Source organism: Bradyrhizobium sp. Tv2a-2, assembly GCF_000472425.1.
Lineage (GTDB): Bacteria > Pseudomonadota > Alphaproteobacteria > Rhizobiales > Xanthobacteraceae > Bradyrhizobium.
Window position 1 is genome coordinate 399,488 of sequence record NZ_AXAI01000002.1, and the last position, 24,607, is coordinate 424,094.

General features: G+C 60.6%; 26 protein-coding genes. 19 read left to right on the forward strand and 7 right to left on the reverse strand.

Translation table 11 applies throughout. The annotated features are described in order from the left end of the window. Position 1 precedes the first annotated feature (1 nt). The 10 genes from A3AI_RS48680 (at position 2) to A3AI_RS0105530 (ending at position 6,424) form a co-directional block, all read left to right on the forward strand. On the forward strand, positions 2-151 hold the full coding sequence (locus A3AI_RS48680; RefSeq protein WP_198030062.1) for a hypothetical protein: 150 nt from the start codon (positions 2-4) through the stop codon (positions 149-151). Beyond that, on the forward strand, positions 151-393 hold the full coding sequence (locus tag A3AI_RS0105490) for a hypothetical protein (RefSeq protein WP_024514605.1): 243 nt from the start codon (positions 151-153) through the stop codon (positions 391-393). Before A3AI_RS48680 ends, A3AI_RS0105490 begins: the two co-directional genes overlap by 1 nt. Continuing rightward, entirely contained in the window at positions 394-777 is a 384-nt protein-coding gene (locus A3AI_RS47270; protein WP_024514606.1) for a hypothetical protein, read from the forward strand. It begins immediately after the preceding gene. A 5-nt stretch (positions 778-782) separates the two neighbouring features. Continuing rightward, positions 783-1,076, forward strand: coding sequence for a hypothetical protein (locus tag A3AI_RS0105500; protein ID WP_156927646.1), 294 nt, complete (start codon positions 783-785; stop codon positions 1,074-1,076). Continuing rightward, positions 1,043-1,555 (forward strand): GNAT family N-acetyltransferase, encoded by a 513-nt coding sequence (locus A3AI_RS0105505; protein ID WP_156927647.1) that lies wholly within the window; start codon positions 1,043-1,045, stop codon positions 1,553-1,555. Before A3AI_RS0105500 ends, A3AI_RS0105505 begins: the two co-directional genes overlap by 34 nt. 224 nt (positions 1,556-1,779) lie before the next feature. After that, positions 1,780-3,048 (forward strand): CaiB/BaiF CoA transferase family protein, encoded by a 1,269-nt coding sequence (locus tag A3AI_RS0105510; protein ID WP_024514609.1) that lies wholly within the window; start codon positions 1,780-1,782, stop codon positions 3,046-3,048. 51 nt (positions 3,049-3,099) lie between these two features. Further along, positions 3,100-3,756 carry a maleylacetoacetate isomerase gene (gene maiA / locus A3AI_RS0105515; protein WP_051382294.1) on the forward strand — a complete coding sequence of 219 codons (657 nt, stop codon included), beginning with the start codon at positions 3,100-3,102 and terminating at the stop codon, positions 3,754-3,756. A gap of 242 nt (positions 3,757-3,998) precedes the next feature. After that, on the forward strand, positions 3,999-5,156 hold the full coding sequence (locus A3AI_RS0105520; RefSeq protein ID WP_245286847.1) for an acyl-CoA dehydrogenase family protein: 1,158 nt from the start codon (positions 3,999-4,001) through the stop codon (positions 5,154-5,156). A 9-nt stretch (positions 5,157-5,165) separates the two neighbouring features. Further along, a complete protein-coding gene (locus A3AI_RS0105525; RefSeq protein WP_024514612.1) occupies positions 5,166-5,738 on the forward strand; it encodes a flavin reductase family protein in 573 nt (190 codons plus the stop codon). Next, positions 5,735-6,424 (forward strand): TetR/AcrR family transcriptional regulator, encoded by a 690-nt coding sequence (locus A3AI_RS0105530; RefSeq protein ID WP_024514613.1) that lies wholly within the window; start codon positions 5,735-5,737, stop codon positions 6,422-6,424. The genes A3AI_RS0105525 and A3AI_RS0105530 overlap by 4 nt, the downstream gene beginning before the upstream one ends. Before the next feature lie 21 nt (positions 6,425-6,445). Here the strand turns inward: A3AI_RS0105530 and A3AI_RS0105535 are convergent, their stop codons facing one another. Both A3AI_RS0105535 and A3AI_RS0105540 read right to left on the reverse strand, forming a co-directional pair. Beyond that, on the reverse strand, positions 6,446-7,324 hold the full coding sequence (locus tag A3AI_RS0105535) for a polysaccharide deacetylase family protein (RefSeq protein WP_024514614.1): 879 nt from the start codon (positions 7,322-7,324) through the stop codon (positions 6,446-6,448). A 28-nt stretch (positions 7,325-7,352) separates the two neighbouring features. Beyond that, positions 7,353-8,456: an LLM class flavin-dependent oxidoreductase gene (locus A3AI_RS0105540; protein WP_024514615.1), complete on the reverse strand. Its 1,104-nt coding sequence runs from the start codon at positions 8,454-8,456 to the stop codon at positions 7,353-7,355. A gap of 177 nt (positions 8,457-8,633) precedes the next feature. Here A3AI_RS0105540 and A3AI_RS0105545 point away from each other — a divergent pair, with 177 nt between their 5' ends. Genes A3AI_RS0105545 through A3AI_RS0105555 form a run of 3 tightly spaced genes read left to right on the forward strand, consistent with a single transcriptional unit; the run spans position 8,634 to position 12,378 of the window. Then, positions 8,634-9,509 (forward strand): FAD binding domain-containing protein, encoded by an 876-nt coding sequence (locus A3AI_RS0105545; RefSeq protein ID WP_024514616.1) that lies wholly within the window; start codon positions 8,634-8,636, stop codon positions 9,507-9,509. After that, entirely contained in the window at positions 9,506-9,991 is a 486-nt protein-coding gene (locus A3AI_RS46020; protein ID WP_024514617.1) for a (2Fe-2S)-binding protein, read from the forward strand. Before A3AI_RS0105545 ends, A3AI_RS46020 begins: the two co-directional genes overlap by 4 nt. Beyond that, a complete protein-coding gene (locus tag A3AI_RS0105555) occupies positions 9,991-12,378 on the forward strand; it encodes a xanthine dehydrogenase family protein molybdopterin-binding subunit (protein ID WP_024514618.1) in 2,388 nt (795 codons plus the stop codon). Before A3AI_RS46020 ends, A3AI_RS0105555 begins: the two co-directional genes overlap by 1 nt. A gap of 31 nt (positions 12,379-12,409) precedes the next feature. Here A3AI_RS0105555 and A3AI_RS0105560 read toward each other — a convergent pair whose 3' ends face one another. Both A3AI_RS0105560 and A3AI_RS0105565 read right to left on the reverse strand, forming a co-directional pair. After that, positions 12,410-13,561 (reverse strand): zinc-dependent alcohol dehydrogenase, encoded by a 1,152-nt coding sequence (locus A3AI_RS0105560; RefSeq protein ID WP_024514619.1) that lies wholly within the window; start codon positions 13,559-13,561, stop codon positions 12,410-12,412. A gap of 43 nt (positions 13,562-13,604) precedes the next feature. Further along, the gene (locus A3AI_RS0105565) at positions 13,605-14,510 is read right to left on the reverse strand and encodes an NAD(P)-dependent oxidoreductase (RefSeq protein WP_036047457.1); all 906 of its coding nucleotides are present in this window, start codon (positions 14,508-14,510) and stop codon (positions 13,605-13,607) included. 183 nt (positions 14,511-14,693) lie between these two features. Between A3AI_RS0105565 and A3AI_RS0105570 the strand changes: the two genes are divergently transcribed. From A3AI_RS0105570 to A3AI_RS0105595, 6 genes are all read left to right on the forward strand, one after another. Then, on the forward strand, positions 14,694-15,677 hold the full coding sequence (locus A3AI_RS0105570) for an ABC transporter substrate-binding protein (RefSeq protein ID WP_024514621.1): 984 nt from the start codon (positions 14,694-14,696) through the stop codon (positions 15,675-15,677). Positions 15,678-15,747: 70 nt separating this feature from the next. Next, entirely contained in the window at positions 15,748-17,442 is a 1,695-nt protein-coding gene (gene ilvD, locus A3AI_RS0105575; RefSeq protein ID WP_024514622.1) for a dihydroxy-acid dehydratase, read from the forward strand. 99 nt (positions 17,443-17,541) lie between these two features. Continuing rightward, positions 17,542-18,378 (forward strand): ABC transporter ATP-binding protein, encoded by an 837-nt coding sequence (locus A3AI_RS0105580; protein WP_051382315.1) that lies wholly within the window; start codon positions 17,542-17,544, stop codon positions 18,376-18,378. After that, entirely contained in the window at positions 18,375-19,157 is a 783-nt protein-coding gene (locus A3AI_RS0105585) for an ABC transporter permease (RefSeq protein WP_024514624.1), read from the forward strand. Before A3AI_RS0105580 ends, A3AI_RS0105585 begins: the two co-directional genes overlap by 4 nt. Next, complete coding sequence (locus A3AI_RS0105590; RefSeq protein ID WP_024514625.1) at positions 19,154-19,921, forward strand: ABC transporter permease; 768 nt, start codon at positions 19,154-19,156, stop codon at positions 19,919-19,921. The genes A3AI_RS0105585 and A3AI_RS0105590 overlap by 4 nt, the downstream gene beginning before the upstream one ends. A 27-nt stretch (positions 19,922-19,948) precedes the next feature. Beyond that, complete coding sequence (locus A3AI_RS0105595; protein WP_024514626.1) at positions 19,949-20,995, forward strand: 2,5-dihydroxypyridine 5,6-dioxygenase NicX family protein; 1,047 nt, start codon at positions 19,949-19,951, stop codon at positions 20,993-20,995. Positions 20,996-20,997: 2 nt separating this feature from the next. Here the strand turns inward: A3AI_RS0105595 and A3AI_RS0105600 are convergent, their stop codons facing one another. The 3 genes from A3AI_RS0105600 to A3AI_RS0105610 are packed head-to-tail and all read right to left on the reverse strand — an operon-like array spanning position 20,998 to position 24,607. Then, positions 20,998-21,939 (reverse strand): 3-hydroxybutyryl-CoA dehydrogenase, encoded by a 942-nt coding sequence (locus tag A3AI_RS0105600; protein WP_036047551.1) that lies wholly within the window; start codon positions 21,937-21,939, stop codon positions 20,998-21,000. 41 nt (positions 21,940-21,980) lie between these two features. Then, positions 21,981-23,075: an NAD/NADP-dependent octopine/nopaline dehydrogenase family protein gene (locus tag A3AI_RS0105605; protein ID WP_024514628.1), complete on the reverse strand. Its 1,095-nt coding sequence runs from the start codon at positions 23,073-23,075 to the stop codon at positions 21,981-21,983. Next, positions 23,072-24,607: a class I adenylate-forming enzyme family protein gene (locus A3AI_RS0105610; protein WP_024514629.1), complete on the reverse strand. Its 1,536-nt coding sequence runs from the start codon at positions 24,605-24,607 to the stop codon at positions 23,072-23,074. Before A3AI_RS0105610 ends, A3AI_RS0105605 begins: the two co-directional genes overlap by 4 nt.

A 24,607-nucleotide genomic window follows, 5' to 3' on the forward strand; every position in this document is an offset into this window, starting at 1 on the left:
TATGTGGACTTTCTTCTATCTTGTCATGTTTGCAGCAGGCTTTGCGGCCTGCTGGTTTTCCAAGGACAGAGTTGCGCAAGCTCTTAGCGGCGCCGAAGCCTATGCCAAGGCGCTTGAGAGCAAAGCCGCGGCCATGAGGGCTGTGGTCTGATGCTTGGCAAATTCAAGGCTGTTTGCCTTCATTCCTTAACCGTTGCGTGGAGCTACGTCCTCGCGATCGCCGGCGGCGCAATGAACGCCATCGACAGCATCGGAAATGCGCTCGGAGATCCCAATCTAAGAGACCAGATCAATAATGCGATCGGCGACGCCAGAGTTGCCGGGCGCATTCTGCTCGGCATCTCCATCATCACGATCCTGGCCCGGCTGAGATCGCTGCGAAAGGCAAGCTGAATGTGGATGGCGATCTTAAGTTTTCTCGGTGGCCCTGTCATCAAGGGGCTCATCGACGCCTACAATGCCAAACTCAAGGCAGGCAGTGTGGATGCCAAGATCGGGGCGGATCTTGCGGCGACCGAGATCGCCGCCCAGGTCTCGGAAACGAACGCGATCCTTCAATATAGAGCCGCTGAGATCGGCCACTGGTATGAGCCTGACAAGCTCATGGGCTACTTCGTAGCCATCTATTTTGGAAAACTGTTGATCTTCGACAAGGTACTCGGGCTCGGAACCACGGATCCGCTGGCCGGCTTTGCCGCGGTCACGTCAAACCTTGTGGTGTCGTTCTACTTCGCCAAGCGCGGCTTCGAGAATGTCGCGAGAATCATCAAGCGATGAGCCCGATGCGTGACGAGGATATCAAAACCATCGTAGCCGAGACTTTGGCCGAACAACAGCGGCTGCAGCGCGACGATATCGATGCGATCGTGCTGCGGGCGATCGCGACGATTCTCACCTCGTTCGGAATTGAGGAGGAGGACCGCAAGGAGCTGAGATCTGATTTTCAGCATTTGCGGCGGTGGCGGAAAAGCGTCGAGCAAGCGCAGAGCTACACATTCAAGGCTGTCATTACCGTCATTGTTGCCGGACTCCTCGGCGCGGTATGGCTGGGGGTCAAGGTGATGCTCGGAAAGTGACTGGACCCGTAGGACAGCACATCAAGGGGAAATGCTGCTTGGAGAACGAGGCCGTGTACCGAATCCGGGAAGCAGATTCACAGGACGAGGAAGTTGCAGAGTTTCTGGATGAACTGCATCGAATCACATTCTTCGACAGCGCGCCAGTGCCGCCGTTTGATGCAGGCTATTGGTGGCTCGCGTTTTGCGGTGCCGAGCCTGTTGCCTTCGCGGGATTGGTGCGATCGACTCATGCGCCGAATGCCGGGTATCTGTGCCGTGTCGGGGTCATCAGGAGACATTGGGGGCGATCGCTGCAGCTGCGTTTGCTGCGAGCGGCAGCCTCCCGCGCACGTCGGAATGGTTGGCACAGCATTGTCTCCGACACCACAGACAACGTTGTCTCTGCCAACAACTTCATCCGGGCCGGCTATCGGCTCTACCGGCCGAAATTACCGTGGGGCTGGCCCAACACGCTCTATTGGCTCAAATCCATGTGAGTGCAGGCGTTGGAGACATGGCAAAGACCGTCCAGCCTTATTTGCCCGGTGGCCAAGCGCCGCCGGGCCTTTGCTGTTTTCGTGCAGCGCTGTGCAGCCTTGCAGCAGGCGAGGGGCTCTCGCCGCAAGTCACAGGGCTCGATTGGCTTCCCGCCCTTGTGGCCCACCCGAAATCAAACGTAAAGTCTCCACTGTGCATCGAAAGCACGGGGAAATGCCAAAACATGTCAAAAATGCCGCTGCCCGATTATCCGCCAAGACCGATGGATGCGCCCACCGCGCTTGATGGTCTATTGGTCATCGACTTCACGCGCGTCGTGGCGGGCCCCGCCTGCACGCAGACTCTGGCCGATTTCGGTGCGAAGGTTATCAAGATCGAAAATCCTGATGGCGGCGACGACACGCGCGCCTATGAGCATGCCGAGATTGGAGGAGAGAGCGCCGCCTATCTGAGCTTGAATCGAAACAAGCGCGGCATCGCTTTGGACCTCGCGGTGCCTGAGGCGCGTGAGGTGGCTCGTGAGCTGATCTCTCGTGCCGACGTTGTTGTGGAAAATTTCTCCGCCAGCGTGATGGAAAAATTCGGCTTGGACTACGCGTCGGTCGCACCGACCAACCCGCGGCTGATCTATTGCGCGATTTCGGCCTACGGACGCAGCGGGCCGTTTGCATCACGCCCCGGCTTCGATCCCATCACGCAAGCCGAAAGCGGCTTTATGTCGCTGAATGGCTTTCCGGATGGCCCGCCGGTGCGGACCGGTCCGCCCATCGTCGACATGGCGACAGGTATGTCAGCCTGTAACGCCATCCTGCTTGCGTTATTGGCCCGCGATCGGATTGGCCGGGGCCAGTATGTCGAGGTTGCTCTGTTCGATATCGCGATGGCAATGACCGGCTTCTATGGGATGGCTTACCTGATTAACGGGGCCAATCCAGGCCGCTTTGGCAATTCGCCGAACGGCTCACCGACCGTCGGCGTCTATGAGGCCTCCGATGGGCCGCTGTACATGGCTTGTGCCAACGACCGCCTTTATCGCCGCCTTGTGACTGAGGTGCTCGAGCGCCCCGATCTGATCACCCATCCGGATTTCGCGACACGCAAGGCCAGAAGCGCCAACAAGGAAAAATTGCGTGCGGTCATTGCCGGCATTTTTGCCGGCGACAAGCTCGAGACCTGGATGGCAAAGATGAAGAGGGCTAATATACCGGTAGGCTATCTTCGCACCGTGGAACAGGGCTTCAATGCACCGGAGGCGCGGGAGCGTCAGCGTCTCAGCCGAATTCCTCATCCGACCGCAGGCTTCGTTCCGAATATAGCGACGCCGCTCAACATGGAGCTGACGCCGCCGGCCGATCCCGCCGCCGCGCCGCTATTGGGCGAGCACACAAAGCAGGTGTTGCGCGGGATACTTGGCTATGATGATGCTCGCCTCGGCGCGCTTGCCCAAGCCGGCGCGTTCGGTAAGCTGACCTCGGAGACGGCCGTGACGTAGATTGAATGGCGGAACGATCGTCAATCGCCTGCAGCTGGATGGGTTCGTCCGATGAGTATTCAGATCTACGGCTTTTGGCGATCGATCGCGTCGTTCCGGGTTCGGGTCGCACTGAAACTGAAAGGCTTGTCCTTTGAGGAAATTCCCGTCGATATTCTCGCCGGCGAGCAGTTCAGGCCGGGCTATGAGGCGGTGAATGCCGAGCGTGTGGTGCCGACCCTTCTTCATGACGGACATACTCTGTTCCAGTCGCTGGCGATCATCGAATATCTCGAGGATATCAGGCCGGAGCCGCGACTGCTGCCGCTGGATCCCAAGGACCGGGCCTATGCGCGCTCGCTGGCGCTTGTAACAGTCGCGGACGCCCATCCGTTGATAACGCCCCGGATTCGCAATCATCTTGTTGCGACGTTTGGCGCCGACGCCACCGCCGTCGAGAATTGGGGCCGGCATTGGACCATGGAAGGATTGGCGACGTATGAGCGTCTGCTGGAGCGCCGAGCCCCGCAGCCCTTTGCGCTCGGTGCCGAGCCTGGGCTCGCCGATATCTGCGTAGCTGGCCATACCATCGCGGCTCAATATCTGAAACTCGAGCTGACCGGGTTTCCAGTCGTGGCGCGTCTGTCGGAACGCTGCTTTGCCCTTCCGGCCTTCCTTAGCTCTCATCCATTCGAACAACCGGGATACAAGGCTACGCAGGCGCGCTGACAAGTCGGCCGGGCGGAACGCCGCCGGCTTGCCGGTCGAATTGCGACTGCGGCGGAATTTGATTGACGAGGTACGTCCGCCAAGCCTTAATTGGCCATCACGTGTCTGCTGGCCGATTTTCACCGGTCGGGCGGACAAAACCGCGAAGACGCAGCGAGGAATGCCAGATGGCGGGTGTTGGTCGAAAACCAACCACCGATCCCTCTACGGAAGAGGATAGGGACGAGCGCATCCACGCAACGATGGTCGCGCGTGCAAAGGCCTTGATCCCCCAGCTTCGCGATCGAGCGGCGCGCACGGAAGAGCTCCGGCGTCTGCCCCCGGAGACCGAGCGTGATCTGCATGAGGCCGACCTGTTCAGGATCGTCCAGCCGAAGCGGGTCGGTGGCTCGGAGCTCGACTATGTCGCGCTGGTCGATTGCGCCGAGCAGCTCGGGAAGGGAGACGCGTCGGTAGCCTGGAATTTCGCAAATCTCGCGAGCCATCACTGGATGCTGGCGATGTTTGATAGGCGAGCCCAGGATCTTGTCTGGGGCCAGGACCCCAACGTATTGATCGCGTCTTCTTTCATCTTTCCGGCAGGGCGGGCGCGAAGGGTTGACGGTGGCTATCGGCTGCGGGGCAGCTGGCCGTTTTCGTCCGGGGTTGCGTCTTGTGAATGGAATATGCTCGGCAGCGTGGTTGCCTCCGACGACGAGGCCGATGGCATCGAGTATCGTATCTTTCTGCTACCCAGAAAGGATTACAGGATTCTGGACACTTGGAATGCGGCGGGGTTGCGGGGAACGGGCTCCAATGATGTGGAGGTCAGGGACGCCTTTGTTGCGCAGTCGCTTTCGGTGGCGGTAAGCGATCTCGCGGGTGGTTCGACTCCGGGAAGCGTGGTCAATCCCAATCCGCTTTATACGTTGCCGGTGTTCTCGCTTTTTCCCTTCGTGCTCTCGGGCGTCGCGCTCGGCAACGCACAAGCCTGTCTGGACGATTATGTCGACACCGCACGGCATCGGGCTTCGACCTATAATCGCGCCAAACTGGGCGATCTGCAGAGCACGCAGATCAAGATCGCGGAGGCGTCTGCCAAAATCGATGCGGCGCGTCTGATCATGCGCTCGAGCTGTATTGACGCAATGGAAGCGGCGAGGGGCGGTCAAATTCCGGATATGGCGGTCAAGACCAAATCGAGGCGCGATGGGGCCCATTCCGTCAATATCTGCACCGAAGCGGTGTCGTTGCTGTTCGCGGCGAGCGGCGCGCGCGGATTGTTCACGTCAGGCGCCTTGCAACGGCAATTCCGCGACGCGCACGCGATCAATTCGCATATCGCTTTCAATTTCGATGCGGCGGGAACCAACTACGGTCGTATCGCGCTCGGGCTGCCGTCCGAGAACCTAACGCTTTGAGGCTGGCGGATGAACGACGCGCCCAAGCACCCGATCGGCCCGGATCCCGCCAACGAATTGGCCAGCGATCATTCACCGATTGACCCGCGCGACTTTCGCAACGCGCTTGGCACCTATGCGACGGGTGTCACCATCATAACGGCGGCCGGCGCCGACAAGAAGCCGTACGGCTTGACCTGCAACTCCTTCGCCTCGGTCTCGTTGAACCCGCCTTTGGTGCTCTGGAGCCTGGTGCTTTTTTCCTCAAGCTTGAGCATCTTCCAGAACGCCAGCCATTTCGCCGTTAACGTGCTGGGTTTTAAACAACAGGCGCTGGCGAACAAATTCGCCAAGTCGTCGGAGGACAAGTTCACTGGGGTTGAGTGGAAGCCGGGACTCGGCAACGCGCCGCTGTTGACCGAGAGTGTCGCCAACTTTCAGTGCCGATCTGTGAACCGGTATTATGGCGGCGACCATGTCATCTTCCTCGGCGCTGTAGAAGCCTATTCCTACAATCGCAAAGAGCCGCTGCTGTTCGCGCGCGGCGGCTACGGCCGCTTTCATGCGGCCGATGATCACCAGGTGGACCACAAGACGTCATGAGCCGTAAGGCGCTGCCCAGGCGCTCCAAGGGCAAGCAAAGACGACTGGCTCCGGATGATCGTCGCCAGGAGTTCGTCGCCAAGGCGACTGAATTCTTTTCGGAGCACGGGTTCGCGGGTGGCACGCGCGCCCTGGCGCGTCGTTTGGGCGTAACGCAACCGCTGCTTTATCGGTATTTTCCGAGCAAGGACGAGCTGATCAGGGAGGTCTATCGGACGGTCTATCTCGATCCGCTCGATACCGGGTGGGAGCAACTACTTGCGGATCGTTCCAAGCCGCTATGCGATCGGCTACAGGAGTTCTATCGTGCCTATACCGACGTGATCTTCACGCGCAAATGGCTCCGCATCTATCTTTATTCTGGTTTGAAAGGCCTGGATATCAATAGACGGTATGTCGCGGTCGTTCGCGACAAGATCCTGATGCGCATCGTCAGGGAGTGTCGATATGAAGCGGGGCTGCCGGCTCAGGGCAGGCTGACTGCGTCCGAGATCGAGCTAGCCTGGGTCTTCCACAGCGGGATTTTCTACTACGGCGTTCGCAAATATATCTACGAGGCGCCCGTTCTTGATGACAAGGAACGGATGATCCGTGATGCGATCGCGGCGTTTCTGGCCGGCTATCAAAAAGTCTTTGCTCGGCCAAGCGCCACTGCGCCGCGCATGCGGGTCGGGGCAGCGGAATAGCTACGCGGCGCGAACCGCGCCTCAACCCGGCTTGGCCATTTCCGCCCGGTACCAATCGCCAATTTCGCTTGCGGTCATCAATGCCACGCCGTCATGGCCGATGACATAGTCGAGCAACGCCTCGACATATTTGATGCGATGAGGGACACCAGTGATATAGGGATGCAGCGAAATCGCCATAACGCGCGCATTGCTGGCCCCTTCCAGATAAAGCCGGTCGAACTGATCCGTGCAACGCTGCAGGAATTGCTCGGACGGCAAATGCTGCAGTGCATGGATGACAATGTCGTTGGTCTCGACTGAATAGGGAATTGTGGTGATCGGCCCGTGAGGTGTCGCGATATCCTGCGGCAGATCATCGATCACCCAATCCGCAACATATTCGATGCCGTTGAGACGGAGCAAATCGAGTGTCTGCTCGGTCTCAGTCAGGCCCGGGCTCTCCCACGAGCGGGGCGGCTTTCCCACAAACTTCGCGATCGTCTCCACCGACCGCTTGATGGCGTCGGACTGATTCTCAAGCTTGTGCATCGGCCCCTGAACGAAGCCATGACCCATAAACTCGAAGCCGGCCTCGCGCGCGGCTGAGGCAACGCGAGGGTAGCTGTCGCACACATTGGCGTTCAGTGCCAAGGTGACAGGTATCATGCGATCCGTCAGCGCTTTGAATTGCCGCCAGAATCCGGCACGCATGCCGTATTCGTGCCAGGACCAGTTGGGAACATCGGGCAGAAGCGGTTGCCCCATCGGCGGGCTCAGGACCGTCCGAGGCATGGGGTTCTCGATGCGCCACTCCTCGACGTTGAGGATCACCCATACGGCGAGCCGCTTGCCATTCGGCAACCTCAGCTTTGGCCGGTCGATCTGCGCCTGGTAGGGGATGCGATCAGTAAAGGCCACGGCATTTCCTCATACGGTTTAGTGCCGCTTATTCGGCGGCGCGTGATTGCTTCGAAGCGGCGTTGATCCGTGGCATGACTTGCTCCGCCATCAGGATCATCGATTGCCGCGCCAACTCGCGATCCTTCCAGTCCTTGCCGGCATAGAGCAGCGTGCCGAACTGTCCCACCTCATCCTGAAACGAGAGCAACTGGTCCGCGACGCTTTCGGGCGTGCCATGAATGATCAACCTGTCACAGATCATATCCAGCGTTACTTCCTCGTCTGGCTGGTCCCGTCGCGTCTTGAACAGCTCAATCCGACCATTCTTCTTCAGCTTCGTGAACAGCGAGCGATAATAGTAGACGTAAGGACTGTCTGGATCGGTCGCATACGCCTTTGCGGTGGCGGTGTCGTTGGCCACAAAGACGCTTTTTGCCACTCGCCAGTTGGCGGGATCGGCGGCACGGCCGACGCGCTCGCAGCCCTCGACATATTTCGGCCAGTGGCTCTTCACCCATGCCGGCATCAGGAAGTTGGCCGATATCGGATCCCAGCCCCGTGCCGCTGCCTCTGTCACGCCCTTCGAGAAGGGAGCCACTGCGGTCACGACGATCGGCGGATGCGGCCGCTGCAAGGGACGTGCGATGAAGCCCTGACCGATCTCCTTCATGAGCGTCTTCTCTGTCGAGATATTCCAATACTTGCCTTCAATATTGTAGGGCGGCTCGCCCTCCCAGATGGCAAGCACCTGATTGATGGCTTCTACGAACATGGCATTGCGGTCGGCGTTCAGGTTGCCGAACAGCTCGGCGTCGGAAAGCAGCCCGCCCGGGCTGATACCGAAGATCAGGCGGCCTTCCGTCATGTGGTCGAGCATCGCGATGGAAGCGGCTATTGTGGCTGGATGAGAGTTCGGCATATTGATGGTGCCGGTACCGAGTTTGACCTGCTTGGTTGCGGCCGCAATCCAGGAGAGGAAAGCGACGCAGGAAGTGATGTTCTCGGCCTTGTCGGTCACATGTTCGCCGACATAAGCCTCGCTGAAGCCGAGCTCATCGGCGAGCAGAAAGGCTTCGCGGTCCTCTTGCAATGAATGCCGCCAATCCTTCTCGACGGGATGGATCGGCATTGTGAAGAAGCCTAGTTTCATGGCCTTACTCCCCAAACCCGGGCTCTGTGTTGGGAAGGACGGTGCTTCCTTCGTGGCCCCAACACAAGTCCAAAAGTCGGTGGTGTCGAAATAATCGTTCGATAAACAAGCTTGACCTTTGATACTGGCGACACTCTAATCCGCCCGCAAAATGTGGTTTCGGGAAGGGGCGCGCCCATGAAAGCACCGGCTTTCGCTTACTCACGCGCAACCAGCGTCAACGGCGCGCTGGAACTGCTTTCTGCGCATGGGGAGAACGCACGGCTATTGTCGGGTGGCCAGAGCCTGTTGCCGGCCATGAATCTTCGCCTGATCTGTCCTGAGATCGTGATCGACATCGGCGATCTCGCTGAATTGCGGGGGATTGCCGTCCGGGACGGCATTGTCAGCATCGGAGCGATGACGCGCCATGTTGAGCTCCTGGAGTCCGCTCAGATCGCTACTTCTGTGCCGCTCCTGGCCGAAGCCATACGCCATGTCGCACATCCGGCTATTCGGAACCGGGGAACGCTCGGCGGCAGCCTTGCCCATGCCGATCCTGCCGCCGAGCTGCCGGCATGCATGATCGCGCTTGATGCAACCATCGTCGTTCGCAGCCAAAGCGCGGAGCGGCGTATCGCTGCAGTCGATTTCTTCCAGGGCATCTTCGCGACAGCACTGTCAGCCAAGGAGTTGATTGTTTCAGTGGAGCTGCCGATTGCGCAGGGTGCATCAGCCTACTTTTTTCACGAGTTTGCCCGTCGACATGGTGACTATGCACTTGCCGGTGTGGCAGCTCATGCCACAATGGACGGGCAGGTGCTTTCCGAACTCCGAATGGCCTTCTTCGCTATCGCGGATAGGCCGGTTTTGGCAAAGGCAGCGGCCAAATTGGTCAATGTCACGGTTACGCCCGCATTGATCTCTGAGGCCGCAGAGGCGTTTGGCGAGGAGCTCGATCCACCGGAAGACCAGCAGGCCTCTGCCGACCTACGCCGCCATCTGGCCAGGGTGTTGTTCAGGCGCTGTGCCGAGGAACTTGTCGACTTTGGATCGGTTCGGGTGATTCAATGACTGTTCCCGTGGCAATAGCGCTTGAGGTCAACGGCGAGAGAGTCGATGCGCATGTTCTTCCGCGTTTGAATTTGGCGGACTTCCTGCGCGAGCATTTGCAGCTCACAGGAACACATGTCGGATGCGAACACGGCGTGTGCGGCGCTTGCACGGTCAGGATGAACGGTGAAATCGTGCGCGCCTGTCTCGTTTTGGCGGTACAGGCCAGCGCAAAATGCGTGCAAACCATTGAAGGTCTGTCGGACAGCGGCGAGATAGCCGATCTCCAGGCAGCTTTTCGGGAGAGGAACGCGTTGCAATGTGGCTATTGCACGCCGGCGATGCTCATGGCTGCACAGGATCTTCTGGGGCGGCAGCCCGAGCCGTCCCGCGAAGAAATTCGCGAACATCTTTCCGGGAATTATTGTCGATGCACCGGCTACCAGGCCATCGTCGACGCGGTTGAGGCCACGGCGCGGGCTCGAAAGGCGAGGCCCTCATGATGGGGAAAGAGTTGGCCGGGGGGCTATCGATTTCAGATCGGCCGAATTCCTACATCGGCAAGACCGTGCCGCGGCCCAATCTTGATCGGCTGCTGCAGGGCCGCGGAACTTATGTCAGCGACATCGAGCTGCCGCGGATGGCTCATGTGGTGTTTCTGCGCTCGCCTCATGCCCACGCAAAAATCTTAACAGTTGATGCCAGCGCCGCAAGGCAAATGCCAGGAGTGACCGCGGTCGTTGACGGCAAAGAGCTAGCCGAAGTCATTACGCCGTGGGTGGGCGTCCTCTCCCACATGAAGGGGCTGAAGTCCGCGCCCCAGCATGCCATCGCGATCGACCGCGTTTGCTGGCAAGGAGAGGCCGTCGCGGCCATCGTGGCGACTAGCCGTGCTCTTGCCGAGGATGCTGCCGAGGCCGTCGTGGTGACGTATGAGGAACTCGACCCTGTCACGGACATGCGCACTGCGCTTGATTCGCTGACGCCGGTGATTCACCCGTCGTTGGGGGACAATCTCGCTTTCGAACGCGCGCATCATGCGGGTGATGTCGATCAGGCATTTGCGAAGTCTGACGAGGTCGTCGACGTCGAATTCATTTTTGGACGCCACACCGGAGTGACTCTGGAGCCTCGCGCGGTCGTCGCTGATTGGAACGGTGCGGAAGCACGGCTCACGATCTACCAGGGCACGCAGGCGCCGCATATGGTGCAGAACATCGCTGCTCTACATCTCGGGATCAATGAGCAGCAGGTGCGCGTCATCTGCAAAGACGTCGGTGGTTCGTTCGGTATCAAGGTGCACGTCTACGCCGATGAGATGGCGACTTATGCGCTCTCGAAACTTCTGAGGAGACCTATCAAGTTCGTTGCGGATCGGGTCGAGAGCTTCAATACCGACATTCACGCACGTGATCATCGTTGCAAGGCGCGGGTCGGCATCATGCGAGACGGAACCATCACGGCTTTTGAGATCGATGATCTCACCGGCATCGGTCCCTATTCGATGTATCCACGCACCAGCGCAATCGAGGCCAATCAGGTCGTCAATCTTGTCGGCGGCCCGTATACGACCAAGAACTACCGCGCGCGCGCACGCGTTGTGTTCCAGAACAAGAACGTGATGTGCCAGTATCGCGCTGTCGGTCATCCAATTGCGTGTGCGGTCACCGAAGGGTTGGTCGACCTAGCGGCAGCGCGGATCGGAATGGATCCGATCGAGATCCGTCGGCGTAACTTGATCGCCGATGATGCCTACCCCTGTGGTTCGCCGACAGGTCTTAAGTTCGAGAAGTTGTCCCATCACGTCTCGGTTGCGAAGCTTGTGGAGATGATGGGCTATGCGGACCTGCGCGCGGAGCAGGCCGCGTTGCGCAAGAAGAACATTCATCGTGGCATCGGCATTGCGAGCTTCATCGAGGTTACCAATCCGAGTGCTGCATTCTACGGCGTTGGTGGCGCCCGCATCTCGTCGCAGGACGGCGTCGCCGTCAGATTGGATGGGCAGGGGGCGGTGATCTGCCAGACCAGTATCACCGAGCAGGGGCAGGGCTCGGAGGCGATCACCGCGCAGATCGTCGCGACCGTGCTTGGCGTTTCGCTGGAGCGAGTCCGGGTCATTCTCGGCGATACCGACCATACCCCTTATGGTGGCGGCACCTGGGCGTCGCGCGGCGCGGGGATCGGTGGGGAGGCGGCGCTTCAGGCAGCAAAGGCGCTGCGCCAGAACATCCTTGAAGTTGCAGGCACAATTCTGCAGTCGACTCCGGCCGAACTCGACATCGCCAACGATGCGGTGGTGAATGCCGGCGATCGCGTGCCGCGCTTGGAGCTGAAGGAGCTGGCGAGAATTGTTTATTTCCGACCCGATACGCTGCCGCCGGGGATTCAGCCGGAACTGATGGCGACGCGCCATTACGTGCCGCGGGAGTTTCCCTTCGCTTTTACCAATGGGGTTCAGGCGTCCTGGCTTGAGGTCGACGTCGAGACCGGGTTCATAAAGTTGCTAAAACACTGGGTGGTGGAGGATTGCGGCACCATCATCAATCCGCTGCTGGTTGACGAGCAGATTCGTGGCGGCGTCGTTCAGGGCCTTGGCGCAGCCTTGTTCGAAAAATGCATCTATGACGAACGGGGGCAGCTAACCAACGCCAATATGGCGGACTATCTGGTTCCAATGTCCGGGGAGATGCCCGATATCGACATTGCCCACGTTGTGTCGCCCACGCTGGAAAGCGAATTGGGAGCGAAGGGCGCCGGCGAAGCCGGTACTGCAGGGGCCGCAGCTGCGGTCATCAACGCCGTCAATGACGCGCTGCGGCCGTTCGGGACCATTATCACCGAGATCCCCCTCACGCCGGAGATCATCCTGAGAGCTCTCGGTCGTATATGAGCCGGTAACGGTGGCCCTGCTCGTGGCCAGACTATTCCGCAGCATTTGCAACCGCGCTTACAGAGCGGTTCGTAACCACCACCTTGATTGCGTCCTCTACGCGATCACGGGCGTAACGCAGCGCGGTCGGAAGATCGGCGAGGGGAAATGTGTGGGTATGAATTTTCGTCGCGTCGAAGCGCTTCTCGGCCATTAGCTCCATGGCGCGATGGGTGGCGCTGCGGCCTTCGCCGCGGATGCCGAACACGTAAATATTGTTTCTCACGAGATGAGCGATGTCGGTCATGACCGCCTCATGCGGGAACGCCGCGAGACAGATTTTGCCGCCGCGGTTGGTCATGTGGATAGCCTGGTTCACGGTGGCTTCCGTGCCTGCGCACTCGACCACGTAGTCGGCGCCGATCCCGCCGGTCAGGCCCTTGACGACCTCGACCGGGTCTTCCTGGGCGATGTTGACGACCCGGTCCGCGCCCAGCGTTTTGCCGATTGCGAGTCTTCGCTCGCGCGTTCCCGTCAGGATAACGGGACTGGCCCCGAGCGTCTTGGCAACCGCAACCCCGAGCAAGCCGATCGGTCCGGGGCCGATCACGACCACACTTTCACCTGCGACCAATCCGCCCAATTCGGTCAGGCCATACATGGACGTCCCCGCCGTGACGACCAGCGTGGCCTCCGCGTCGCTCATCGTGTCCGGAACGCGCACCAGCGTGTTGATATGATTGACCGCATATTCGGCAAATCCGCCGTCGGTGGTGAAGCCGTTGGCGCGATGTCCCTTTTCTGGCCTCCCGTAGTTCAGGCAGGACGTGTACATGCCCTGGCGGCAGCGTTTGCATTGGCCGCAACCTGCATGAATCTCCACCGTAACACGCTCGCCGATGTTGAACTCGTCGACATCGGGACCAAGCGCGGCAACGGTTCCCATATATTCATGGCCCGGGGTGAAGTTCTTGTTGAACGGCAGTCCGCCTTGAATGCGGGCAGGAGAGCCGGCGTGGATAATCTCAAGATCGGTGGCGCAAATGGCCACAGCATCGATGCGGACCAGGACTTCCGCGCGCTTGGGCACTGGGGTCGGCTTCTCGCGCAGGAAAAGCTCATCGGGGTTGCCGAGCACCCAGGCCTTCATCTGGTCTGGGATTGGATGTTCAGAGGATATCTTCACACCAGCAGGGTTGTACATCGGCGCTCCCCTTAGCTTTTCTTTTGGACCTGGCAGGCAGTGCTCAGGCAGTAGACGCCGATAATTTGTAGATTTCCAGTGCGTCTACATCCGCACCGCGGGAAACTTTCGCCAGCCTGAACAATTGCGCGGCGAGCGAGGCCATCGGCACGGGGGTCGAGGTGTCGTGGGCGACGTCGACTACGGTGTCGAGATCCTTCAGCATTGTCGCAACATGGCCCATTGGTGGGGAATGAATACCCTGCACCATGCGGGGCACGAACAATTGCAGGGGAATGGAATCGGCAAATCCGCCGGCCAACGCCTCCGGCAGACGTGCAGCATCGATCCCGGCGTTGGCCGCGAGCCGCGTTGCCTCCGCAAGCACTGCCATGGCGCAGCCGACGATCACCTGGTTGCAGAGCTTCGTGGTCTGCCCCGCCCCGGTCGGCCCCATATGCGTGAACCGTCGCGCCATGACGAGCACATAGGGGCGCACGCGCTCGATATTGGCGGCGTCGCCCCCGGCCATCACCGCAAGCGTGCCTTCCTCGGCCCCCTTGCTCCCGCCTGAGACCGGTGCGTCGATCCATTCCATGCCATTGGTTTCCATGAGCCGCTTTGCAATGGTGCGGGTGGCGTCCGGGTGGATCGACGAAAAGTCCACGATCACCTTGCCTTCGCCGGGCGCGTTCGCAAACCCATCGACGCCGAACACCACCTGCTCGACGGCTGCAGCGTCCGTGACGCACATGAAGATGATGCCGGCGCTGGTGGCCACCTCACGCGGACAACTCGCCAACGTCGCGCCCGCTTCGACCAGCGCAGCAGCCTTCATGGCCGACCGGTTCCAGATCGTGACCCGGTGGCCAGCCGCGAGCAGCCGGCGCGTCATAGGCGACCCCATCAGTCCAAGCCCGACAAAGCCGAGTTTCTCTGCTTTCCCGTTCGCATTCCCCAAACTGGTCATCAGCTTCTCCCGTCACACCCTGTCGGACCCTATCCGGCCCGTGCTTTCGACGCCATCCAAAGCCTGGCCGGACGATTATGACCGGCTCTCCAATGGCTTGCCTCATTGTTTGAACCATGAAAGATTTGGGCTCAAGTCGAGTTGAGATGCCTTTCGGGGCCCAGAGAACTGGAGTGGGGCGTTATGCGGACGATTTCGAAATGGTGCCTGGTCGCGGGGACTGCGTTCTTCCTGATCGCCGGCGCGCGTGTCTCGGAGGCCCAACAGACGATCCGCGTCGGATGGACCATTCCGGCCGAGGAATCGAAATATTGGATGATGCGTCGTCCGGCCGAGTTTCCCGATCTGGGCAAGACCTACAATATCGAATGGACGCAGTTCCAGGGCACTGCGCCGATGACCCAGGCGCTGGCCGCCGGCGCGCTTGATTGTGCGACGCAAGCTCCGCTTTCGCTCGCCAACGGCGTGGTTGGCGGTAATCTCAAGGCCTACATCGTGGCGCAGCATGTGTACGAAAAGCCGGGCGGCTTCTCTGTCTATTGGGCGGTCATGGATAACTCGCCGATCAAGACCATTGCGGATCTGAAGGGGAAGACGGTCGGGATTTCGGTGATCGGCGGCGGCACCCAGGGGCCGTTCAACATGCTGCTGAAGCAGAACGGCGTCGACCCCGCCAAGGATATCAAGCTGGTTGAAGTCGGCTTTGCCGTTTCCGAGGATGCGCTCCGCCAGGGCCGCGTCGATGCCGTGAACATGAACCAGCCCTTTGCGGCGCGTGCCGAAGCCAAGGGGGGCACCCGCAAGCTGTTTTCGCTGTCCCAGGCCATGCCGAATATCGTGCACATTCTGGAAGCCTGCCGAGCCGATTTTGTCGACAAGAATCCTGATCTGGTAAGGGCTTACGTGCGCGACATCACCTTGGGAATGAAAAAGGCGCTCGCCAACCGCGAGGAGACTTTAAAAGTCGTCTCTGAAGTGCTGAAGGCTCCGATCCCGGTGCTCGACACCTACCTTTTGAAGGACAATGATTTCGGCAGGGACCCGGGCGCCGCGCCGAACTTTCCGGCGATTCAAAAGATGCTCGATATCTACGCAGAGACCGGAATGCTGCCCAAGATGGATGTCGCCCAATTCAAGCATCCAACGATCGTTGCGCCGCTGCAATAGGCGCGCCTAAGACGATGCCTTGGATGAGCGGCGCGGCGCCGATCAGGCCGCGCTCGGGAGATTCTCGCTGATGAACAAATGGCGATCGCGGGTAACGACGGACGGGCTGGATCGTGCGCCGCACCGCGCCTTCATGCGCGCCATGGGCCTGGATGACGCAGCGATCGCAAAGCCGATGATCGGCGTCGTCAGCATGAAGGGCGAGCAAACGCCCTGCAACATGACCCATGATTTCCAAGTCTTGGCCGCCAAGGAGGGGATCACTGAGGCGGGCGGCTGTCCTCGCGAGTTTGCTACCGTGTCGGTTTCCGACGGCATCAGCATGAACCACGAGGGCATGAAATTTTCGCTGTTTTCGCGCGAGTTGATCGCTGACTCGATCGAGGCCGTCGTCCACGGATTGGCCTATGATGCCTTGATCGGTTTCGGTGGCTGCGACAAGACCCTGCCTGGCGTGATGATGGGGATGATCCGTTGCAACGTTCCCTCAATCTTCATCTATGGTGGCAGCGCGCTGCCGGGCCGGCTTGGCGGAAGGACGCTGACCGCGCTCGATTCCTACGAGGCGGTTGGCGGCTTCATGACCGGCGATGTCGATCAGGCAACCCTTCTGAGCATCGAGCGGAATTGCCTTCCGACTATCGGTGCTTGTGCCGGGCAGTTTACCGCCAATACCATGGCGATGGTGTCCGAGGCGCTGGGGCTGACCATGCCCAACGTTTCCATGATCCCGGGCGTTTACTCGGAGCGCGCGCAGGTCGCGCGGCAGGCTGGGCGCCTGGTGATGCAGATGCTGGAGCGCGCAGGGCCGCTGCCGCGGGATGTCGTCACGCGCAAATCGCTGGAGAACGCCGCGGCCGTCGTGGCAGCGACCGGCGGATCGACCAACGCGGCGCTGCATCTTCCGGCGATCGCCAACGAGGCCGGTATCCGATTCACCATCGACGATGTCGGGGAGGTTTTTGCGCGCACGCCATTGATCGGCAATCTTCGGCCGGGCGGCAAATATACCGCAAAGGATGTCTATGACATCGGTGGCGCGGCCGTAGTCATTCGTGCGTTGCTGGAAAGCGGTCATATCGACGGCAGCGGCCTGACCATTACCGGCCGGACGATTGCCGAGGAATACGGCAGCGCGAACGCGCCCGACGGCGAAGTCATTTACGCGACCGACAAGCCGATCATGCCGGATGGTGGGGTGGCCGTGCTGAAGGGCAATCTCTGTCCCGATGGTGCCGTCATCAAGGTTGCCGGCCTGAGAAGCCTGAGTTTTCAAGGGCCGGCCCGGGTATTCGAGGACGAAGAGTCCTGTGTCGAAGCGGTCCGCAACCGCAACTATGTCGCCGGCGAGGTGCTGGTGATCCGCAACGAAGGTCCGGTCGGCGGTCCCGGCATGCGCGAAATGCTCGGGGTGACCGCGCTTATCTACGGCCAGGGGATGGGCGAGAAGGTTGCCTTGATCACCGACGGGCGCTTCTCCGGTGCGACGCGCGGGATGTGCATCGGCTATGTTTCGCCGGAGTCCTTTGTCGGCGGGCCGCTGGCGCTGGTAAGCGACGGCGACCGCATTCGGATCGATGCCGCGACGCGCCGGATGGATCTGTTGATTGACGAGGTCGAGCTTGCAAGGCGGCGCCAGGCCTGGAAACCAAGGCCGCCGCGGCATCGGGCTGGCGCGCTCGCGAAATACGCTCGCCTGGTCGGTCAGGCACCGCAGGGGGCCGTTACGCATGAGGGGCCTGCGGACTGGCCATGGTTCGATTAGCCAAAGGTGGGCCTGTTGGCATGAAACCCGCATCGCCAAGGTCTGCGGTTTTCCGCTATGTTTGTGTCTGACGTCGAGAAAGCGGCGAGTATGAACCTGATGCCATCGCGATCGGATCTCAAGGCCGAAGCCGCACCCGCTGCGAAGCCCACGATCGCCATGATCGAGATCGATCACGTTTCACAGGTGTTCCAGACTTCCTCGCGTCAGGACCATCTGGCGTTGTCGGATATTTCGTTGACGGTTGACGATGGTGCCTTTGTTTCGATCCTCGGCCCATCGGGTTGCGGCAAGTCGACACTGCTTTATATCGTCGGCGGCTTCGTCGCTCCCACTCGCGGCACCGCGCGGATGAAGGGGAATCCTATTACAGGCCCGGGGCCCGATCGCGGCCCGGTGTTTCAGGAATTTGCGCTGTTTCCCTGGAAGAGCGTGCTCGGCAATGTGATGTATGGTCCACGCCAGCAAGGCGTCAAAGCGGCCGAGGCGGAAGCGCAAAGCCGCGCATTGATCGAAATGGTTGGCCTGAAAGGCTTTGAACATTTCTACCCCAAAGAGCTATCGGGCGGCATGAAGCAGCGCGTCGCTCTGGCGCGGACGCTCGCCTACCATCCGGCCGTGCTGCTGATGGACGAGCCATTCGGTGCTCTCGACGCGCACACGCGGACGCGATTGCAGAACGATCTGCTCAACATCTGGGAGCGCGATCGCAAGACGGTGCTGTTCGTCACCCACTCCGTGGAGGAGGCAGTGTTTCTCTCGGACAAGGTCGTGATGATGAGCCGATCACCTGGCCGCATCAGGCAGATCATCGACATCGACCTGCCGCGTCCGCGCCGCCGAACCGAGCTTCTGCTTGATCCGCGTTACCAGAAGTATGTCGTCGACATCGAGCGCATGTTTGACGACGCCGGCGATGATGAGCTGCAGCCATGAGGTCGCGCGTTCTCTTTGCACGCCTCGCGCCGTTGCTAGCCTGCGTTGGACTGCTTGCCGTCTGGCAAGTCGCCGCGCTTACCCTGAACAATGATAGTTTCCCCACCGCGCTCGATTCGATCCGGGCGATCCCTTCGATCCTCGGCGACAAGGAAGCGCTGATCAACATCCTGGCGTCGCTGCGCCGGATGGCGATCGGCTTTGGAACCGCCGTCCTTGTTTCCATTCCCCTGGGACTGCTGATGGGGCGCAGCCGTAGCGTTGCATCGTTCTTCAATCCGCTTCTGATGGTAATCTATCCGGTGCCGAAGGCCGCGCTTATGCCGATCATCATGCTCTGGCTCGGCGTCGGCGATCTCTCAAAGACCCTGGTTATCTTTCTCGGCGTCAGCCTGCCAGTGATTTACCATAGCTTTGAAGGCGCGAAGGCGGTCGAGGAGAAGATGCTCTGGTCGGGTGCGGCCATGGGATTGTCCGCCGTGGAACGGCTGGTTCGCATCGTGTTGCCAGCCGCATTGCCGGAAATCCTCACCGGCTGCCGCACCGGGCTCGTGCTGGCGCTGATCACCATGATCACAAGCGAGATGATCGCCCGGCAATCCGGCGCCGGCAATATTCTGTTCAACGCGCTGGACATGGGCCAGTACGATACCGTCTTTGCGATGATCATCATTATTGGCGGGATGGGCATCTTCCTGGACGCCGCGTTCGAACGAATGCGGGAGCGACTGGTGAGATGGTCCGAGCCGCAGTTTGACATTCCATTGAGCTTCTCATGAACGGACGCGACGCCACCAGGGATGTCTTGCTGGGGCTGATCCCCATCGCGCTGCTGCTTGCGATCTGGCAGGGGACGGTTTCACTCGGATTGGCGCCGCCGACGCTTCTCCCACCGCCTGGTCTGGTGTTCATGCGAATGGCTCAGCTACTGGCAACCGCCAGCTTCAATCAGGAGATTCTTGCCACGTTGTTCCGGCTATTTGCAGGATTTTCGATCGCGGTGGTTCTCGGCATTGCCATCGGGCTGGCGGCCGCGGTCAGTCCGGCCATCAATGCAGCGGTACGTCCCGTCGTGCGGGTGCTGGCTCCGCTGCCAAAAGTGGCGCTGTATCCGGCGCTTCTACTCTTGCTGGGCTTCGGCCATGAATCGAAAATCACGCTGGTTGCCGCGGATGCGCTCTTTCCCATTCTGCTTTCAACCTATTACGGGGCTTCGACCGTCGAACAAAAGCTGATCTGGTCGGCGATGGCGGCGGGCACGCCGCCGCGCGAAATCCTGTTCAAGGTCATCCTTCCGGGCGCAGCCCCATCGATCCTGACGGGCTGTCGCATTGGCCTCGTCATTTCATGCATCGTGGTTTTCCTCGCCGAGATGATTACGTCGACGGATGGCCTTGGGCATGTTCTGATTACCGCTGCGCGGACTTTCCAGGCGGTGGACATGTTCGTGCCGCTAATCACTATCTCCCTGCTTGGACTGATCCTCAATGGCTTGCTGCAGGCGGTGCGATCGTATTTATTGCGCGGGTTTCCGGAAGTCTGATCGATCCCGATAATTTGGAGAGAACACATGCTGGCAGATCGCATCGAAGCGAAGTGGATCGACGCGTTCTGCGAGATATTCGAACGCTGCGCGGTCAAGACTGGCGATGTGGCGGCGATCCTTTCAGAGACGCAATCCCGAGCGCTCAACGTGCATCTGGCCGAACTTGCGCTCCTGCGGATGGGGGCGAGGCCGTTTCATATTGTAGTGCCGACGCCGCGCAACAAGCAGGCGGTTCCGGTGCGCTCGACCGGTGCCAGCGCGGCCATCCAGCGGCTTGGTCCCGTCGTGATGGCACTGCAGCAGGCGGGATTTGTAGTCGATTGCACCATCGAAGGGTTGATGCATGCGCCCGAGACGCCGGAGATCTTGAAGGCCGGTGCTCGCATCCTGGTAATCTCTAACGAGCATCCTGAAGCGCTTGAACGAATGGTGCCGGATCCCGCGCTTGAAAAGCGGGTAAGGGCGGCCGCAAAAATGCTGCGCGGTACGAAGCGGATGCGCGTGACCTCAAAGGCAGGCACGGCGCTCGATGTCGACATGGTTGGCGCTTCCACGGTCGGGGTGTGGGGCTGGACGGACAAGCCGGGCACGCTCGCGCATTGGCCCGGCGGCATTGTCGTCAGCTTTCCGAAGAGCGGCACCGTCAATGGTACGCTGGTGATGGCGCCCGGTGACATCAACCTCACCTTCAAGCGTTATCTGACCTCGCCCGTGAAAATGACGCTAAAAGAGGATTATGTCGTCGATCTCGAAGGCGAAGGTGCCGATGCCGCGATGATGCGGGCTTATCTGGCGGCCTGGGGTGATCGCGAGGCTTACGCAGTGTCGCATGTCGGCTTCGGCATGAACCCTGGTGCGCGCTACGAGGCGCTGTCGATGTATGATCAGCGCGACACCAACGGCACCGAGCTGCGCGCGGTTTCCGGAAATTTCCTGTTCTCCACCGGCGCTAACGAATTCGCGGGGCGCTATACCGCCGGGCATTTCGATCTGCCGATGATGGGTACCACAATCGAACTCGATGGCGTTGCCGTAGTGCGTGATGGTGTGCTTCAGGACGTCTTTGGCTGATCTCAAAGCACCGGCGGGCGCGCCAGCCCAAAGTGCCTGAGCATATCGACCAGTTCGGCCAACCGCCGCTCGCGGTAAGCGTCTACATCGAGGCCGGAATAGTCGAGAAAGCCGGCGCCGGTGCGCAAGCCGATACGTCCCTCACGCATGTTCCGTAGGATCACCTCCGGCGCGCGATAACGGTCGCTACCCAGCGCGCTCTCGAGGTAGCGGCTTGCGTAGTAGAGGATATCGCCGCCACCCCAGTCGATGAATTCCAGCAAGCCAAGCACTGCGTAGCGGAAGCCGAAGCCGTACTTGATCGCCCTGTCAATGTCCTCGGCGCTGGCGACACCTTCCTCGACCATCCGCGCGGCTTCGTTCATCGCAAGCGCCTGGATGCGCGGCACAATGAAACCCGGCCTTGCGGCGCAGACCACGGGCACCTTTCCAATGCCCTCTAGTAAATCCTTGATCCTGACTATGACCGCGGGGTCTGTGGCCGCACCCGGAGAGACCTCGACCAGGGGGATGAGATAGGCGGGATTGAGCCAGTGCACATTGAGGAAGCGGCCAGGATTTTCGATCGCGCCGGACAGATCGTCGACCAGGATGGTCGACGTCGTGGAGGCAATGATGACATCCGGTCTGACCGACTTCGAGGCCGCGGCCAAAACCTCGCGCTTGAGCTCGACCACCTCCGGAACGCCCTCGAACACGAGGTTGGCACTTGCTAGAGCGGCGGAGCCGTCCTTCGCGGGGACGACCGACACCCGGCTCATGATCGTTTGAGCATCCGAATCCCTCAGCAGTCCGAACCTCGCCAGGCTCGCGAGCGTTTTCGCCACCTCGTCGCAGGCATCCGCCTCAAGTCCCGCAAACTGCTCGGGCGACCGCGATTTGACGTCAATCATCGTGACGGCGTGGCCCGCATAGGCAAACGCGACCGCAATGCCGCGGCCCATGCGGCCTGCACCCAGGCATGCGACGGCAGGGCGGTCCGCGTTCATCCCGTAAAACCCTCCTGTAACAGCTGCTGCAGCTCGCTTCGGTCCAATTCTCCAAGGCCGAGACTTTTGAGAGTTCGGCCGGTCAACGAGAAATCTTCGTTGCAGATAGCGCCACCGATAGCCAGAAACGATCTTGCCAGTGGTGTTGCGGTGCCAGCTAGTTCGGCAACCGAAACCAGCAAGGACAGGCCGAGCCGCAAGTCTTCGCGCATATAACGATGCTCGGCCAGCGCAATCCGCTCGCGCCAATCGCCTGAATCGGTCAGCCGATCATGCGAGCCGCGACCGTACATCCAGACTTCGCCTTCCCTGGCGTAATGATGTGCCAGAGGAAAGTGCGGCTGGCCATATCCGAGTGCCTCTCGCACAGCGATACGCTCGGCATCGAGCGCATCAGTGACGCGCCTGATCGCCGCTTGCGTACCTTCCTTGTGAATATCCCAGCGTTCGAAATGTTCGATCGGCCCAGCATTCATCACGATCAACGGCGGATGAATGATGGGGCCGGCATTCATCAATGCGCCAGAAAGCGCATCGCCGCAGGGCTCAATCACGTCAGGGAATGCGCGCCCAATCACGTCGAGCGCATGATCCGCGGTGCGCAGCGGGAAAATGCCGACCGGCAGGCGTTTGGCGCGGATTGTAATGGCGACCTCGAAAGGAGCGTGCTTGCGGGTCAGCCACGGCAGGGTGCCCGTCTCCGCAAAGCAGACCTCGGCGCGATTGCCGGCGTCGCGCGCCGCATTGGCAAAGATCATCGTGCCGAAAGTCGCCGGCGGCATAAAGACGACTTGGCCATCGCGAATGTGAGGCGCAAGTGCGCGCGCGATGTCCGCTTGGGCGAAAGCGGGGGCCGGGCACAGGATCAGCTCCGCCTCGCGCACCGCATCGGCGATGTCGGTGGTCACAAGGGCCAGCTTGACGTCGTGCCGCCCCTTCGAATCTTTCACAATAATACGCGAGCCCGCAGCTTGGTGTGTCGCAACGAGATCACGGTCGCGGCGCCACAGCCGCACATCATGGCCCTGAAGCGCAAAGTCTCCCGCGGCAGCGAAGGAGCCGTTGCCGCCGCCCAGCACCGCGATCCTCAATTGGCGTCTCCCTGCTCGCGTGATTGCACGTCGAACTGCTTCAACATGAAATGCTGAACCTTGCCCAAGGCCGTGCGCGGCAGGTCCTCCACAAAAATGATCTCACGCGGCACCTTGAAGCGAGCGAGCTGCGACTGTGCATGCGCCTTCAGGTCCTCCGCCTCGACCCCAGTCTCGGATCGTCTGATCACATAGGCGACCGGCACCTCGTCCCAACGCGGGTCCGCGCGTCCGATCACGCCACATTCGATGACGTCGGGATGCTCCATGAGCACGCGTTCGACCTCCGCTGGATAGATGTTTTCGCCGCCGGAGATGATCAGGTTCTTCTTGCGGTCGTGAACCCAGAAGTAGCCGTCCGCGTCGCGACGGCCGATGTCGCCGCTGCGGTACCAGCCGTCGTGCAGCGCCGCCCGCGTCGCCTGTTCGTTGCCCCAGTATTCGAAGAATACGTTGGGACCGCGCACGGCGATCTCGCCTGCTGAGTCCGGTGGTAGTTCCTGTCCGTCGTCGTCGAGGATTGCCGCCTCGCAGCACAAGCCGGGCAGGCCGGTCGAGCCTTCGCGCGAAAGGTCGCCTCCGAGCCTTGTGTAGACAGCGATAGGACAGGTCTCCGTCGAGCCATAGACCTGGAGCACCGGCACTCCGCGGTCTACAACGCGGTCGATCAGATGCTGCGGCACAATGGTTGAGCCGGTCGAGATCGCCTTCAGGGAAGATAGGTCGGCTGTCGCCCACCCAGCGTGGTCCGTCATTGCCTGGATGATGGCAGGTACCAGCACGGTCAAAGTTGGACGGTCACGCTCGAAGGCGGCAAGTGTTGCGTCGGGAGTAAAGCGGGAATGGATGGTGACCGTCGCACCATGATGCAGCGCAGGCGTGGTCTGGATATTGAGGCCGCCGACGTGGAAAAAAGGCAGGACGGTCAACACATGATCGTCCGAGGTGAGGTCGTGCATGTGCTGGCTCATCACGCCGTTCCAGAGTAGTGCCTCCTGGCGCAGCACCGCACCCTTGGGTCGTCCCGTCGTACCCGACGTGTAAACGATCAAAAGCGGACAAGACAGGTCGGTATGCGGAATGCGGCCGTCGCCGTGTGCCCGGGTCAGCAAGCTGCTCCAAGTGTCCCCACGTGGCGGCGCGAAGTCCAGGCCGATGACGGCTGCGTCAGGGAGTTTTTCTTCGAGAGGCGACAGGATCGCTGCAAAGGCCTGCTCGAGTGCCAGAACCTTGACTCCCGCATCGCACAAGATGAACAACTGCTCGGGGACTGCCAGGCGCCAATTCAGCGGTACCATCAGCGCGCCGAGCCGTGCGCAAGCATAGAGCAAGACGAGATAGTCTGGCCGATTCAGGCTGAGGATCGCGACGCGGTCGCCCCTGTTGACACCATACCTGGATTTCAAGGTTTTCGCGGCCCGCTCGATCCGTGTCTCCAGGGCCGCATAGCTTAGCGTTGCGCCTTCGAAACGGATCGCGGGCTTGTCCGGTACGAAAGCTGCATTGCGTTCGATCAGCGTGCAGAGATCCAC